Source organism: Marinobacter gudaonensis (genome assembly GCF_900115175.1).
Lineage (GTDB): Bacteria > Pseudomonadota > Gammaproteobacteria > Pseudomonadales > Oleiphilaceae > Marinobacter > Marinobacter gudaonensis.
In genome coordinates, this window is the sequence record NZ_FOYV01000003.1 from 18,841 (window position 1) to 32,752 (window position 13,912).

Genomic DNA, 13,912 nt, shown 5'->3' on the forward strand with positions numbered 1-13,912 from the left:
ATCCATCCTGTAAGGCGAACCAGATGAACTCTTCAGAGAAAAACGTCGCGCTCAAGCTGTTCCAGATTATCGAGCGCATTCTTCTGTTTATCGTGGTAGTGATGACGCTGGTGGGCGTTTTCGTAGAGATCCGGTCTCTGTACCTGGCACAAACACTGGATCTCGGCGACATCCTGCTGATGTTCCTCTACATGGAGGTGATCGGCATGGTTGCGGTGTTTTATTCGAATCGGCGGTCGGCTTCGGTCTTCCCGATCTTCATTGCCATCACTGCCCTGGCGCGGCTGATCATTCTTCAGGGCAAGGACATGGCGCCAGAAAACATTCTCTATGAGGCCGTGGCCATTCTGATCCTGTCGGTGGCGGCTTGGGTGCTAACACGTTTCAACCAGACCCGACCGGACGATTAGCCGCAGGTGCTCAGGATTCTTCAGGTGATTGCTGGGCGCGTCGGTTATCCCGGGCGGTGAATCCCCAGCCGACGGCGGTGAGCAGGATCAGGCCGGTGATGATGAGCGACACCTCGCCAAAGCTGACGATGGCGGCGATAACCGATGCCACGGCGGCCACTGCCGACAGTTTCCAGGAATGTCCCGCGGTTCCGGATTGGTGTTTGGAAAGGTTGGCCATGTCTTCCCCTCTGGTGAAAGCCGCAACATTAGCATTAATTCGCGCTGAACGCCTGCCCTTCAGTTCTGCATGCGAATGTCGTCTTTCCAGCGGAACCCCACGCCTCCGGCCTGCCACACGCCATCCTGGTTGAAGGGATGGGGGCCGGTGATGTTGATGTACTGCGGCAGCCCGAAGTGGGGCGCCAGGTTCTGCCTGGCCTTTACCGTTACCCGGTCCATGATTCGCAGGCCCTGCTGTTCGGCGGGCAGGTGGGCTTCCGGCGCGGCCCGGTGGGCCACCGCCCAGTTGTCAACAAACAGGAGGTCGCCGGTGTCGTATTGGTACCGGGTGCCGTAGCCCCCCTCAAAGGAGTTGTTCAGCAGCTCGTTGTAGTCGTTGAACAGCTCTTTCATGGTCTGTTCATCAAGCAGGCGGAATTTGTCGGCGTCGGCCGGCAGCATCCTCAGTTGGTCCAGTGTCAGCTGGTCGTCGGGCAGTCGTTCGATGACGGCGCCGGTCATGCCCAGATGCAGCCATACACTCTTGCGGCCGGAAATGGGGTGGGTGTGCACCACGGGGTGGGTCACGCTGGAGGCGGAATTCACTGACACCAGCCGTTGCCAGAAGTCCTGCTTCTGCGGTGGCAGGGCATCGAACGCCGCGCCCTGGTGGGCAAAGTGGGTACCGCCACCGCGCTCCGGCGCCCGTGCCATGTAATAGGCGCTGTGGGAGAAGGTGGCGGCCTCAAAGCTGCCATCATTGTGCCATTGCGGGCCGACGCCGAGGATGCCGTAACGGGCGTCGTTGGAGCATCGGAAGATGTGCCGGTTGTGGCCAGGCGTTGCCGGGTGAACGCCATGGGTGGAGTGAATTTCGTTCGCGCCCCACCACCGGCTGGCCTCCACCAACTCTTCCGCAGAAAGGTTGGTCTGGTGCTTGAAAACGATAAAACCCCGGTTGGCCATTTCCTGTTCCAGGGCCGCGATTACGCTTTCTGGCAATCGCGTTCGAACATCGGCGCCGTAAATCTCTGCCCCCATGGGCTCGATCTGTTTGATGGTCAGCCCTGCTTCCTCAATCAGTGAAACACGGTCGGCGCTGAGTGGGGGAACGGTTGCCATTTCTGAGAGTCACCCTCGTGTTCGTTTTTTATACAGACTAACCCAGGCGGATTTTCCAGTTCAAATCTGGTCGATGATTGACCCGGCAGCTACGCTGACAGTGGATGCCAACACAAAAGCCAGTGATCTGGAGGTGGAATGAAATTTCCATCAAGCACAGCCTTTGCGTTACTCGGTGCCGCCCTGATTGCCATCAGCTATGGGCTGGCGCGTTTTGCCTTTGGTCTGTTTGTGCCGCCCATCCGGGCCGATCTGGAATTGGCGCCCGACGTGATTGGTGTGATTGGTGCGCTGCCGCTGATCAGTTTTGTGTTCGCCACCCTCCTTGCGCCGCTTTCTGCCGATCGGCTCGGTGCCCGTAACACCGCGATGGCGTCCGGGCTGTTCGGGGTGGTTGGCCTCGGGCTGATCAGCCAGGCTGGCGGCGCCATTTCGCTGGGGTTGGGGGTGATTGCCTGTGGCATCTGCACCGGGCTGATGATGCCGGCCCTGACGGCCGCCATGCAGGCCCTGGTGAGGCGTTCATTGCACGGTCGGGTCAGTTCGGTCATGAATGCCGGTACCAGTATCGGCGTTATCGTCGCCGTTCCCACTATTCTTTTCCTGGCCGGGGCCTGGCGGTATGCATACGCGTCCTTTGCCGTTCTGGCGCTGATTGGCGTGCTGGCCACGTGGTTCTTTATTCCTTCGGTTTCCCGGGTGGTGCCTTCTAACGCAGCACCGGCCGAGCCTATCAGCGCTGACCAGTGGTGGCGCCTGTTCCGGCTGTCACTGTTCGCTTTCATGATGGGGTTTGTGTCCGCGGCCTACTGGATCTTTGCGCCGGATCTGGTGGTCAACCTTGGCGAGATGCCTTCTGATTACACCGGGTGGCTGTGGCTGGGTGTGGGCATCGCCGGCCTCGGCGGTGCTGTGGTGGCAGACCTGGCCGATCGCAACAACCCGCCCATTACCCAGGCGCTGATGCTGATGATGCTGGCCGCGAGCCTGGCGCTGCTGGCGGCCAGCCCGGACAATCTGGCGATTGCGGCGTTTTCCTCGTTGGTGTTTGGTCTCGCTTACATGAGTCTCACCGGTCTGTACCTGATGACCGGCATCCGCCTGCTGCCCGGTCGGCTGTCCATGGGGCCGGTGTTGCCGTTTATCGCCATTTCCCTGGGCCAGGCCAGTGGCTCGCCGGTGGTGGGTACGCTGGTGGGGAGTATCGGCTACGCCGACGCTTTTGCCCTGTTCTGCGTGATTGGAATTGTGGTTGCCATACTGTCGCCGTTTTACCCCCGTTATCTCGAGTACGATCCCGAGGATGAGGGCGAACTGGACACCGGTCTGCAGGCGGCTTACGACTATCAGCTTCAGAACGAGGAGGGAGAGCCGCTAACACCGGTCACGGGTAAGAGTGAGAGCTACTGAAAACCATCAGGATGATGAAGAACAGCGGGACCATGCCGGCGCCATTTTGTTGCCGGAATCGTCAATGGAATGCCCTGCAGATCCGGCAGGGTAACCACTGTTCTCAAGGTGGAGACTCAACCGCCGGCCTCCCGGTAAGACACCATACGCTGTTTCTCTTCATCCCACAGTGCATATCGGAAACAGTCGGCAATCTCGCCGGGAGCAAGGCTCGTTGTCGCGGGCGATTGCAGTTCAGGAATGGCTGCCATCACTTCGGGAAGCCGGTAGAAAGGAATGCGAACGTTGAGATGATGGATATGGTGGTAGCCAATGTTGCCGGTAAACCACTGCATAACCTTATTCATTCGCATAAAACTCGAAGACTCCATGGCGCCGCGGTAAAAGGTCCAGGCTTCGGGTGAGGCAATTTGCATACGCCGGAAGCTGTGCTGGGCAAAAAACAGGTAGCAACCCATTGCCGAGGCGAGCGTCATGGGCAACAGGACCACAAAGAAGACTGTGGTGAACCCGCCCAAAACCCATACCACGGTCATCAATGCGGCATGGCTGGCCATGGCCGCCAGGGAGTCGAGATACTTGACGGGGGCTCTCAGAAAGGGAAGGAGCGTGATGTTAAATCCAAAGACAATGGGGTAACTCAACAGCACTACTAATGGATTCCGTTGGGCGCGATAGGTAAAACGCTGCCACCGGGTTGAGTCTCGCCACATACGTGTTGTGATCAACGGAAAGGCGCCCACACTGGCTTCTGAAATCTGACCAACATGGCCATGGTGGTAATTGTGACTGGCAAGCCAGGAGCGTGTTGGCGTCAGCATCAGCGCGCCAAAGGCATGGAACAGCCAGTACGCAACCCGGGAGTTTTTGAGAATCGCACCGTGAAGGTAGTCGTGGAAGGTGATAAACGCGCGCACTATCAGCAGGCCGCCCAACACCGAGAACATCAGCCGGAGAGGCCACCAGGGAACCAGTCCGGCGGCCGTTAGCGCGATGATCATTAAAACGAAGGTAGAAGCCACGCGCCACCAGCTCGTTGCCGCAGATTGCTCGACATACGGTCTGGTGGCCTCGAGCAGCTTCCGACCAACCCGGATACCTTCGCTGTGCTCCGGCGCGTTGTCGTCCGATACCTGGACATTATCCTGACGCATGGTTACGTCCCTCCCTGACTGTAAAACTAGATCTCTCGCGAGAGAATTTCCAATGGCTCAAGGCGGGGTTCGCCGGTTTTCCGGACCCGGACAATGTCTGATCTGACCCTCTTCGCCCTATGTGCGGCAGCGAACAGACTGACCTGAGAGAATCACCTACGATCACTATAGATGAGGCGACGGAGCTGCCGGAACAGGACGTTACATCTTGCGTCACAGGGACGAGACGCAACCATGATTGAGGATTTAAACGGGAAGGATCTGCCTGTGAATAATGGTATTTATATCGTTGGTGCCGTGATCATTGTTGTGATGATTCTTTCCTTCCTGGGTTTCCGGTGAGCAGGGGCTCGTATCGGACCCTTTTGCTGCTCCGCAGAACAACAAACCCTGGCCATGGCCAGGGTTTGTAGGTTCAACCGACGCAGGAATTGCGGCTATTTTTTCAATCCCATCTCCTCGATGGAAATCTCCCGCATCTTGAACTTCTGGATCTTCCCGGTGACAGTCATCGGGAATTCGTCCACGAACTTGTAGTTCTTCGGGATCTTGAAGTGGGCGATCTTGCCTTTGCAGAAGGCTTGGAGGTCGTCGGCGCTGACCGGTTCTGCGTCCGGGCGCAGCTTAACCCAGGCAATCAGCTCTTCGCCGTACTTCTCGTCCGGGATGCCGGTCACCTGCACTTCCTCGATGGCCGGGTGGGTGTACAGGAACTCCTCGATCTCTTTCGGGTAGATGTTCTCACCGCCGCGGATCACCATGTCCTTGATGCGGCCGACGATCTGGATGTAGCCGTCTTCGTCCATAGTGGCCAGGTCGCCGGTGTGCATCCAGCCGGCGTCGTCGATGGCTTCGCGGGTTTTTTCTTCGTTGTTCCAGTACTTCAGCATCACGCTGTAGCCGCGGGTGCACAGCTCGCCGATCTCGCCACGGGGCACCACGTTGCCGGTGCCCGGGTCCACGATCTTGGTTTCCAGGTGCGGCTGGGTACGGCCTACGGTGGTCACCTGCTTCTCGAACGGGTCGAGGGAGCTGGTCTGGGTGGACACCGGGCTGGTCTCGGTCATGCCGTAGGCAATCTGAACCTCTTTCATGTTCATCTTGCCGTTGACCTTCTTCATCACCTCGGCCGGGCAGATGGAGCCGGCCATGATGCCGGTGCGCAGGCTGGAGAGGTCGTAGGTTTCGAAGTCCGGGTCGGCCAGTTCGGCGATGAACATGGTGGGCACGCCGTACAGGGCGGTGGCCTTCTCCTGGTGCACGGCCTGCAGTACCGACTTGGGCTCAAAGCCTTCGCCCGGGTAGATCATGGTGGAGCCGTGGGTAATACAGCCCAGGTTGCCCATCACCATGCCGAAGCAGTGGTACAGCGGAACGGGGATCACCAGACGGTCTTTTTCGGTGAACAGCTGGCTTTCCGCCACAAAGTACCCGTTGTTCAGGATGTTGTGGTGGGTGAGGGTAGCGCCCTTGGGGTTGCCGGTGGTGCCGGAGGTAAACTGGATGTTGATGGGGTCATCAAACTGCAGCTGGTCCTGGCGCTCGTACAGTTGTGCCTCGGTGACTTCCCCGGCGAAGCCGAGAAACTCTTTCCAGCTCCACATGCCGTCGTGCTTGTCTTCGTGCACGTTGATCACGGCGCGCAGCTCGGGCACCTGTTCGGCCTTGAGTTTGCCGGCGGTGGAGTTCTTGAGCTCTGGCGCCAGCTCGTAAATCATCTGGCGGTAATTGGAGGCCTTGAAGCTGTCGGCGGTGACCAGTACCGAGATGCCCGCCAGGTTGAGGGCGTACTTCAGTTCATGCACGCCGTAGGCCGGGTTAATGTTCACCAGGATGGCGCCCACCTTGGCGGTGGCGAACTGGGTGACGGTCCACTCGTAGCGGTTCGGCGACCAGATGCCCACGCGGTCACCACGCTTCACACCGATGGCCATGAAGGCGCGGGCGGCTTCGTTCACCTTCTCCACAAACTCTTTGTAGGTCCAGCGAATGTCCTGGTGCAGGCACACCAGGGCTTCGGTGTTGGGGTATTTTTCGGCGGTGCGGTCGAGCATTTCGCCTATGGTCATGCCCAGCAGGGGCACGTCTGCGGTTCCGCTGGTGTAGCTGGGTAGAGTCTTGCTCATTTCTCTGCCTCCATTGTTTTTGTAGTCGAGGGCGAGCAGGGGGATATCACCTGCTAGCGACTCTGATTGTGATACTCGGGGTTAGGTTGCATATCGCTGGCAATCGCCACGCGGTTGGACATGTTGTAGAAACCCACCAGGTTGCTCAGGTCCCAGATGGCGCGGTCGCTGAATCCGGCATCGCGCAGGGCCTGGATGTGCTCTTCGGTCACGGTGGCCGGCGAGCGGGTGAGGTGCGATGCAAAATCGAGCATGGCCCGCTGGCGTTTGTCGAGTTTGGCGCTGCGGTAGTTCATCACCATGTGCTCGCCCAGTTGCGGATCGCCGCTGAGTACCCGCACGGCGGCGCCGTGGGCCACCAGGCAGTAGAAACATTTGTTCTCGGAGGAGACCACCACGGCCACCATTTCCCGCTCCAGTTTGGAGAGTTCGCCTTCGCCGAGCATGAGCTCGTTGTAGAGGCGGGTGAAGCCTTCCAGCTGTTTGAGGTTCTGGCTGTACGCGGTGAGTACGTTCGGGATCATGCCGAGTTTTTCCTGGCAGATCTGGAAGTACTTCTGGGTGTCTTCTGGTAGGTCTTTGATCTCCGGGATGGGGAGGTCCAGGGCTACCACGTTTTTGTTCTGGTTCATTGGTTATTCCTAGCCTTCTTGTCTCGGTGCTGTGGCAGGTGGGGTGCAACCACCCGGGACACGCGGTGAATACGTCCGTGTACGCTTGACTGCAGCATCCATGCTGCAGACAGTCCCGGGTGGTTGCACCCCACCTGCCAGTCCATTGCTAGCAGTTACCGCCTAAGGCCTGACCGACCTTGGAGCCGTTGTGACGTTTCAGCTGGCCACAAATCCACTCGCCGGTGGCGACGAGCTTGTTCAGATCGACGCCGGTTTCGATGCCTAAACCGTTCAGCAGGTATAGCACGTCTTCGGTGGCGACGTTGCCCGAGGCGCCCTTGGCATAGGGGCAGCCGCCGAGGCCCGCCACGGAGGCATCAATCACGCTCACACCTTCTTCCAGCACCGCGTACAGGTTGGCCAGGGCCTGGCCGTAGGTGTCGTGGAAGTGGGCAGCGAGTTTGTCCATGGGTACGTGGGCGGCGACGGCTTCGAGCATGCGTTTGGCTTTCAGCGGTGTGCCCACGCCGATGGTGTCGCCCAGGGAAATTTCGTGGCAGCCCATGTCGTAGAGTGCTTTGGCCACGGTGGCTACCTGTTCCGGGGCGATGTCGCCTTCGTACGGGCAGCCCATGACGGTGGACACGTAGCCGCGCACGGGGATGCCGTGTTTGCGGGCTTCTTCCACCACCGGGGCGAAGCGTTCGAGGCTTTCGGCGATGGTGCAGTTGATGTTCTTCTTGGTGAAGGATTCGGATGCGGCGCCGAACACGGCCACTTCGTCGGCCTTCGCCGCGAGCGCCCCCTCAAACCCTTTCAGGTTCGGGGTGAGGGCGGAGTAGCGAACGCCAGCCTTCCGGGTGATGCCGGCCATCACTTCGGCGGCATCGCCCATCTGGGGCACCCATTTCGGCGAGACGAAGCTGGCGGCTTCGATGTGGCTCAGGCCAGTGTCGGCCAGCCGGTCGATCAGCCCGGTCTTGATGGCGGTGGCGATCACCGGGCCGGGCTCGTTCTGGAGTCCGTCCCGGGGGCTCATCTCAACCAGGCGTACCTGTTTGGGAAAGGCCATCAGCCTGCCTCCTCGGTTTCGGTGACTTCGATGGCGATCAGCTCGGCACCTTCGGAGACCTGGTCGCCTTCGGCGAAGAAGATCTCGGTCACCACGCCGTCGGCCGGGGCCTTGATGGCGTGTTCCATTTTCATGGCCTCCATGATCACCAGGCTCTGGCCGGCGGTGACTCTGTCGCCCACCTTGGCCTGTACCGCCACGATGGCGCCGTTCATGGGCGCGGCCAGGCTGCCGTCGCCGGCCATTTCCTCGAAGCCGTAGCTTTCCTTGTAGACGGTGCAGTTGAAGGTGTCGCCTTCGTAGAACAGCACCAGCTGGTCGTTGTGCAGGTTGCCGTGGACGCTGATGCGGTGGCCGTTGATCACGGCCTGCAGGTAGTCATCATCCAGTTTGGCGTTCAGGTGGTAGATGCTGTCGCCCACGAACACCTGGTAGCGGTCGTCGCGCTCGAGGATCTTGAGTTCGTGCACGTCCTCGCCCACCTGCAGCTTCAGGGGCTGGGCGTACTCGGAGTTCATGCGCCAGCTGTTCTTGCGGCTGAACGGCGACCAGGGGTCGGCGGTGACCGGCTCGGAGGATTTGCGCTGCTCCAGTACAAAACCTGCCGACAGCACGAGGGCCTTGTGGGTATCGAGTCTGGACTTCGGGAACAGCAGTTCCCGGTGGTCTTCGATAAACCCGGTGGTCAGGTCCGCCTCCCGGAACGGCTGGGCGTCGGCCAGGGCGTGCAGGAACCGGATGTTGGTTTTCACGCCGGCGATGCGGTAGTGCTCCAGAGCCTGAACCATGCGGTTGATGGCCTGGTCGCGGGTTTCGTCCCACACGATCAGCTTGGCGATCATCGGGTCGTAGTGGATGCTGATGTCGTCGCCTTCGGTTACGCCGGTATCCACGCGCACATGGGCGCTTTCATCCGGGGTACTCAGGTAGCGCAGGTTGCCGGTGGCGGGCAGGAAGTCCTGGTCCGGGTCTTCGGCGTAAATCCGCGCTTCCAGGGCGTGTCCCCGGGTTTTCACCTGGGACTGTTCCAGCGGCAGGGGCTCACCCCAGGCCACTTTCAGTTGCCATTCCACCAGGTCCTGGCCGGTGACCATTTCGGTAACCGGGTGCTCTACCTGCAGGCGGGTGTTCATTTCCATGAAGAAGAAAGAGCCGTCCACGTCGTACAGGAACTCGACGGTACCCGCACCCACATAGTTGATGGCCTGGGCCGCGCGCACGGCGGCTTCGCCCATGGCCTTGCGGGTGTCCTCGCTCAGGCCCGGGGCCGGGGCTTCTTCCAGGACTTTCTGGTGGCGGCGCTGCACGGAGCAGTCCCGCTCGGCCAGATACACGCCCTTGCCGTCCTGGTCGCAGAACACCTGGATTTCCACGTGCCGCGGCTGGGTCAGGTAGCGCTCGATGAGCATGTCCGGGTTGCCGAAGGCGTTCTTGGCTTCGCGCTTGGCCGCGGCCAGGGCGTCGTCGAACTCGGCCATGCTCTGCACCACGCGCATGCCTTTACCACCGCCGCCAGCCACGGCCTTTAGCAGCAGCGGGAAGCCGCACTTCTCGGCTTCGGCGCGCAGGGTTTCCACCGACTGGTCGTCGCCGTGGTAGCCCGGTACCAGCGGCACGCCGGCCTTCTCCATAATGGCCTTGGCGGCAGACTTGGAGCCCATGGCGGCAATGGCCGAGGAGGGCGGGCCGATGAACACGATGTTGTTGGCCTCGCAGGCCTCGGCAAAGCCGGTGTTCTCCGACAGGAAGCCATAGCCCGGGTGGATGGCCTGGGCGCCACTTTCCTTCGCGACCTGGATGATCTTCTCGGCCTTCAGGTAGCTTTCACCGCTGGGTGCCGGGCCAATGTGGAAAGCCTCGTCGGCCATGGCCACGTGCCGGGCGTTGGCATCGGCGTCGGAGTAGACGGCCACGCAGCGGATGCCCATGCGGTGGGCGGTTTGGATGATCCGGCAGGCGATTTCGCCCCGGTTGGCGATCAGAATCTTGCTGAACATTGTTATTTTCCCTCCGGAACCCAGTTGGCCTTGCGCTTGTTCAGGAAGGCACCAAGCCCTTCCTGACCTTCTTCACCCACCCGAATGTCTGCGATGCGTTGCGCGGTGTCGTCGATCACATCGTCGCTGATGGGCTTGTGGCTGACGGCAAATACCAGGTCCTTGGCGGCTTTCATGGCCTCGGGCCCGTTCATGGCCAGTTGCTGGAGCATGTCGTTGCAGCGGGCGTCCATGGCCTCGACGTCGTCGCAGACGATGTGCACGAGGCCGTATTCCTGTGCTTGCTGCGCGGTAAACACTTCGGCGGAGATGAAGTACCGCCGGGCCTGGCGTTCGCCGATGGCACGCACCACGTAGGGGCTGATCACCGCGGGAATCAGGCCGAGCTTCACTTCGCTCAGGCAGAAGCTGGACTGCTCGGTGGCGATCACGATGTCGCAGCAGGCAGCCAGGCCCACTGCGCCGCCGAAAGCGGCGCCCTGTACCAGGCCGATCACGGGCTTGGACAGGTGGTTAAGCACGTTCATCAGCCGCGCCAGCTCCCGGGAATCGTCCAGGTTTTCCTGGCGGGTGTTCTCGGCCATGCGGCGCATCCAGCCAAGGTCGGCCCCGGCGGAGAAGTGCTTGCCCTCGGAGCGCAGAATCACCACTTTCACGCTGCTGTCGGTATTCACCTCGGTGAGGGCGTTGATCAGCTGCTGGATGATCACGTCGTCGAAGGCGTTGCGTTTGTCCGGGCGGTTGAGCACTACCTCGGCCACGCCGTCGTCGCGCCGTTTGAGCAGGACTGCGGTTTCGTTGTCTGTCATGGCAGTCTCCCCGATCACATCCGGAACACGCCAAAGCGCGTGGGCTTGGCGGGTCGGTTAAGGGTGGCAGAGAGGCTCAGGGCAACCACTTCCCGGGTCTGGGCCGGGTCGATCACGCCGTCGTCCCACAGGCGGGCGCTGGCGTAGTAGGGGTGGCCCTGTTCTTCGTACTTGTCGATCACCGGTTTCTTGAACTCGGCTTCTTCCTCGGCGCTCCACTGCTGGCCTTTACGCTCCATGCCTTCACGCTTCACCTGGGCCAGTACGCCGGCGGCCTGTTCGCCGCCCATCACCGAGATGCGGGCGTTCGGCCACATCCACAGGAAGTCGGGACTGTAGGCGCGGCCACACATGCCGTAGTTGCCTGCACCGAAGGAGCCGCCGATCAGCACGGTGATCTTGGGCACGTTGGCGCAGGCCACGGCCATGACCATCTTGGCGCCGTGCTTGGCAATGCCCTCGGCCTCGTATTTCTGGCCCACCATGAAGCCGGTGATGTTCTGCAGGAACAGCAGTGGAATGTTGCGCTGGCAGCACAGTTCAATGAAGTGGGCGCCTTTCTGGGCGGCTTCGCTGAACAGGATGCCGTTGTTGGCGATGATGCCTACCGGGTAGCCGTGGATGTGGGCAAAGCCGGTGACCAGGGTCTGGCCGTAGTAGCGTTTGAATTCGTCGAACTCAGAACCGTCGACAATGCGGGCGATCACGTCACGCACATCAAACTGTTTGCGCAGGTCGGTGCCGACGATGCCGTAGATTTCTTCGGCGTCGTACAGCGGCGCCCGGGGCTTCTGGACTTCCACCGGGACCGGCTTTTTGCGGTTCAGGTTGGCAACGCTGCGCCGGGCGATTTCCAGGGCGTGGGCGTCGTTTTCGGCGTAATGGTCGGCCACGCCGGAAACCTTGCAGTGTACGTCGGCGCCACCAAGGTCTTCGGCGCTGACCACTTCACCAGTGGCGGCTTTTACCAGCGGCGGGCCGGCCAGGAAGATGGTGCCCTGGTTGCGTACGATGATGGATTCGTCGGCCATGGCGGGCACGTAGGCGCCGCCGGCGGTGCACAGGCCCATGACGACGGCGATCTGGGGGATGTCGTCGGCGCTCATGCGGGCCTGGTTGTAGAAGATGCGCCCGAAGTGGTCGCGGTCCGGGAAGACTTCGTCCTGGCGGGGCAGGTTGGCGCCGCCGGAGTCGACCAGGTAAATGCAGGGCAGGCGGTTTTCCAGGGCGATTTCCTGGGCCCGGAGGTGTTTCTTGACCGTCAGCGGGTAGTAGCTGCCGCCTTTTACGGTGGCGTCGTTGGCGATGATCATACATTCGGTGCCGGAGACGCGGCCCACGCCGGCGATCACGCCCGCTGCGGGGACTTCTTCACCGTACACGTTGTAGGCGGCGAACTGGCCGATTTCCAGGAACGGGGAGCCGTCGTCCAGGAGGCGGTTGATGCGCTCGCGGGGGAGCAGTTTGCCCCGGTCGGTGTGGCGTTTCTGGTAATCGGGGCCGCCGCCCTGCTGGATGGTGGCGACTTTGTCGCGCAGGTCGGCGACGGCCTTGGCCATGGATTCCTGGTTGGCCTGGAACTCTTCGGACCTGGGGTTAATCTTGCTTTGGAGTATTGTCATTTTTTCGGGCCTCGAGTTTCGGGGCGGCGGGACTGGCAGGGTGTCTTTCCGGGAACCGCTACGAGCACATCCCTGTGCGCTTGACTGTGGCCATCCTTGGCCACAGACATTCCCGGAAAGACACCCTGCCACTCCCTCGTCTTAACTTGGGAGCAGGCCGTCCCCCATCGCAGGGAATGGACGGCCTCGCCGTGTCGCTGCTTACTTGTTCAGGTACAGCTCGCGGCCGATCAGCATGCGGCGGATTTCAGACGTGCCCGCACCGATTTCGTAGAGTTTGGCGTCGCGCAGCAGGCGGCCTGTCGGGTATTCGTTGATGTAGCCGTTACCGCCGAGGAGCTGGATGGCGTCCAGGGCGATTTTGGTGGCCATTTCGGCGGAGTAGAGGATGGCGCCGGCGGCGTCTTTGCGGGTGGTTTCCGCGCCGCGGTCCGCGGACATGGCCACCATGTAGACGTAGGACTTGGCGGTGTTCATCCAGGTGTACATGTCGGCCACTTTGCCCTGTACCAGTTCGAACTCACCGATGGCCTGGCCGAACTGTTTGCGCTCGCGGATGTAGGGAACCACCACGTCCATGGCTGCCTGCATGATGCCCAGGGGGCCGCCGGAGAGAACGAGGCGTTCGTAGTCGAGGCCGCTCATCAGGACTTTGGCGCCGTTGCCAACACCACCCAGGACGTTTTCCTTGGGAACCTTGCAGTCTTCGAACACCAGTTCGCAGGTGTTGGAGCCGCGCATGCCCAGTTTGTCGAGTTTCTGGTGGCGGCTGAAGCCCGGGGCGTCGCGCTCAACAATAAAGGCGGTTACGCCCTTGGAGCCGGCCTGGGTGTCGGTTTTGGCGTAGATCACGTAAGTGTGGGCGTCGGGGCCGTTGGTGATCCACATTTTGTTGCCGTTCAGCACGTAGTGGTCGCCGGCGTCTTTGGCGCTGAGCTTCATGGAGATAACGTCGGAGCCGGCGTTGGGCTCGGACATGGCCAGGGCGCCAATGTGTTCGCCGCTGACGAGCTTCGGCAGGTATTTCTGTTTCTGTTCTTCGGTGCCGTTGCGGTGGATCTGGTTCACACACAGGTTGGAGTGAGCACCGTAGGAGAGGCCAACGGAGGCGGAAGCACGGCTGATTTCTTCCATGGCGATCACGTGGGCGAGGTAGCCCATGTCGGATCCGCCGTATTCTTCTTTCACAGTGATACCCAGCAGACCCATGTCGCCCATTTTCCGCCACAGGTCCATAGGGAATTCGTTGTTGCGGTCGATTTCCTCGGCGCGGGGCGCGATTTCAGCGGCAGCGAAGCCGTTGACCTGCTCGCGGAGCATGTCGAGGGTTTCGCCGAGGCCGAAGTTGAGCTCTGAGTACTGTGATTTCATCGTT

At 61.0% G+C, this 13,912-nt stretch carries 12 protein-coding genes; 2 read left to right on the top strand and 10 right to left on the bottom strand.

Features of this window, described 5'->3' with window-relative positions:
* Positions 1-23 precede the first annotated feature (23 nt).
* Positions 24-410, top strand: a complete 387-nt coding sequence (locus tag BM344_RS14945; protein WP_091991963.1) for a phosphate-starvation-inducible protein PsiE — start codon at positions 24-26, stop codon at positions 408-410.
* A gap of 10 nt (positions 411-420) precedes the next feature.
* Here the strand turns inward: BM344_RS14945 and BM344_RS14950 are convergent, their stop codons facing one another.
* Both BM344_RS14950 and BM344_RS14955 read right to left on the bottom strand, forming a co-directional pair.
* The gene (locus BM344_RS14950; RefSeq protein WP_091991965.1) at positions 421-630 is read right to left on the bottom strand and encodes a hypothetical protein; all 210 of its coding nucleotides are present in this window, start codon (positions 628-630) and stop codon (positions 421-423) included.
* 59 nt (positions 631-689) lie between these two features.
* Positions 690-1,733, bottom strand: a complete 1,044-nt coding sequence (locus BM344_RS14955) for a TauD/TfdA dioxygenase family protein (protein ID WP_091991967.1) — start codon at positions 1,731-1,733, stop codon at positions 690-692.
* A gap of 138 nt (positions 1,734-1,871) precedes the next feature.
* Here BM344_RS14955 and BM344_RS14960 point away from each other — a divergent pair, with 138 nt between their 5' ends.
* Positions 1,872-3,143 (top strand): MFS transporter, encoded by a 1,272-nt coding sequence (locus BM344_RS14960; RefSeq protein ID WP_091991969.1) that lies wholly within the window; start codon positions 1,872-1,874, stop codon positions 3,141-3,143.
* A 116-nt stretch (positions 3,144-3,259) separates the two neighbouring features.
* Here BM344_RS14960 and BM344_RS14965 read toward each other — a convergent pair whose 3' ends face one another.
* The 8 genes from BM344_RS14965 to BM344_RS15000 all read right to left on the bottom strand — a co-directional run bounded on the left by BM344_RS14965 (position 3,260) and on the right by BM344_RS15000 (position 13,908).
* Entirely contained in the window at positions 3,260-4,297 is a 1,038-nt protein-coding gene (locus tag BM344_RS14965) for a fatty acid desaturase family protein (protein ID WP_091991971.1), read from the bottom strand.
* 437 nt (positions 4,298-4,734) lie between these two features.
* The gene (locus tag BM344_RS14970; RefSeq protein WP_091991973.1) at positions 4,735-6,423 is read right to left on the bottom strand and encodes an AMP-binding protein; all 1,689 of its coding nucleotides are present in this window, start codon (positions 6,421-6,423) and stop codon (positions 4,735-4,737) included.
* Between the two features lie 53 nt (positions 6,424-6,476).
* Entirely contained in the window at positions 6,477-7,055 is a 579-nt protein-coding gene (locus BM344_RS14975) for a peroxidase-related enzyme (RefSeq protein WP_091991975.1), read from the bottom strand.
* Between the two features lie 148 nt (positions 7,056-7,203).
* Complete coding sequence (locus tag BM344_RS14980) at positions 7,204-8,109, bottom strand: hydroxymethylglutaryl-CoA lyase (RefSeq protein WP_091991977.1); 906 nt, start codon at positions 8,107-8,109, stop codon at positions 7,204-7,206.
* Positions 8,109-10,106, bottom strand: a complete 1,998-nt coding sequence (locus tag BM344_RS14985; RefSeq protein ID WP_091991979.1) for an acetyl/propionyl/methylcrotonyl-CoA carboxylase subunit alpha — start codon at positions 10,104-10,106, stop codon at positions 8,109-8,111. Before BM344_RS14985 ends, BM344_RS14980 begins: the two co-directional genes overlap by 1 nt.
* 2 nt (positions 10,107-10,108) lie before the next feature.
* Positions 10,109-10,915 carry an enoyl-CoA hydratase-related protein gene (locus BM344_RS14990; RefSeq protein WP_091991981.1) on the bottom strand — a complete coding sequence of 269 codons (807 nt, stop codon included), beginning with the start codon at positions 10,913-10,915 and terminating at the stop codon, positions 10,109-10,111.
* A 14-nt stretch (positions 10,916-10,929) separates the two neighbouring features.
* Positions 10,930-12,537, bottom strand: a complete 1,608-nt coding sequence (locus BM344_RS14995) for a carboxyl transferase domain-containing protein (protein WP_091991983.1) — start codon at positions 12,535-12,537, stop codon at positions 10,930-10,932.
* Positions 12,538-12,738: 201 nt separating this feature from the next.
* Entirely contained in the window at positions 12,739-13,908 is a 1,170-nt protein-coding gene (locus BM344_RS15000; RefSeq protein WP_091991985.1) for an isovaleryl-CoA dehydrogenase, read from the bottom strand.
* Positions 13,909-13,912: the final 4 nt, after the last annotated feature.

Excerpts from the sequence above, each read along its gene's own strand:
- BM344_RS14945 (WP_091991963.1), top strand. The coding sequence starts at position 24 with ATGAACTCTTCAGAGAAAAACGTCGCGCTCAAGCTGTTCCAGATTATC.
- BM344_RS14950 (WP_091991965.1), bottom strand. The coding sequence starts at position 630 with ATGGCCAACCTTTCCAAACACCAATCCGGAACCGCGGGACATTCCTGG.
- BM344_RS14955 (WP_091991967.1), bottom strand. The coding sequence starts at position 1,733 with ATGGCAACCGTTCCCCCACTCAGCGCCGACCGTGTTTCACTGATTGAG.
- BM344_RS14960 (WP_091991969.1), top strand. The coding sequence starts at position 1,872 with ATGAAATTTCCATCAAGCACAGCCTTTGCGTTACTCGGTGCCGCCCTG.
- BM344_RS14965 (WP_091991971.1), bottom strand. The coding sequence starts at position 4,297 with ATGCGTCAGGATAATGTCCAGGTATCGGACGACAACGCGCCGGAGCAC.
- BM344_RS14970 (WP_091991973.1), bottom strand. The coding sequence starts at position 6,423 with ATGAGCAAGACTCTACCCAGCTACACCAGCGGAACCGCAGACGTGCCC.
- BM344_RS14975 (WP_091991975.1), bottom strand. The coding sequence starts at position 7,055 with ATGAACCAGAACAAAAACGTGGTAGCCCTGGACCTCCCCATCCCGGAG.
- BM344_RS14980 (WP_091991977.1), bottom strand. The coding sequence starts at position 8,109 with ATGGCCTTTCCCAAACAGGTACGCCTGGTTGAGATGAGCCCCCGGGAC.
- BM344_RS14985 (WP_091991979.1), bottom strand. The coding sequence starts at position 10,106 with ATGTTCAGCAAGATTCTGATCGCCAACCGGGGCGAAATCGCCTGCCGG.
- BM344_RS14990 (WP_091991981.1), bottom strand. The coding sequence starts at position 10,915 with ATGACAGACAACGAAACCGCAGTCCTGCTCAAACGGCGCGACGACGGC.
- BM344_RS14995 (WP_091991983.1), bottom strand. The coding sequence starts at position 12,537 with ATGACAATACTCCAAAGCAAGATTAACCCCAGGTCCGAAGAGTTCCAG.
- BM344_RS15000 (WP_091991985.1), bottom strand. The coding sequence starts at position 13,908 with ATGAAATCACAGTACTCAGAGCTCAACTTCGGCCTCGGCGAAACCCTC.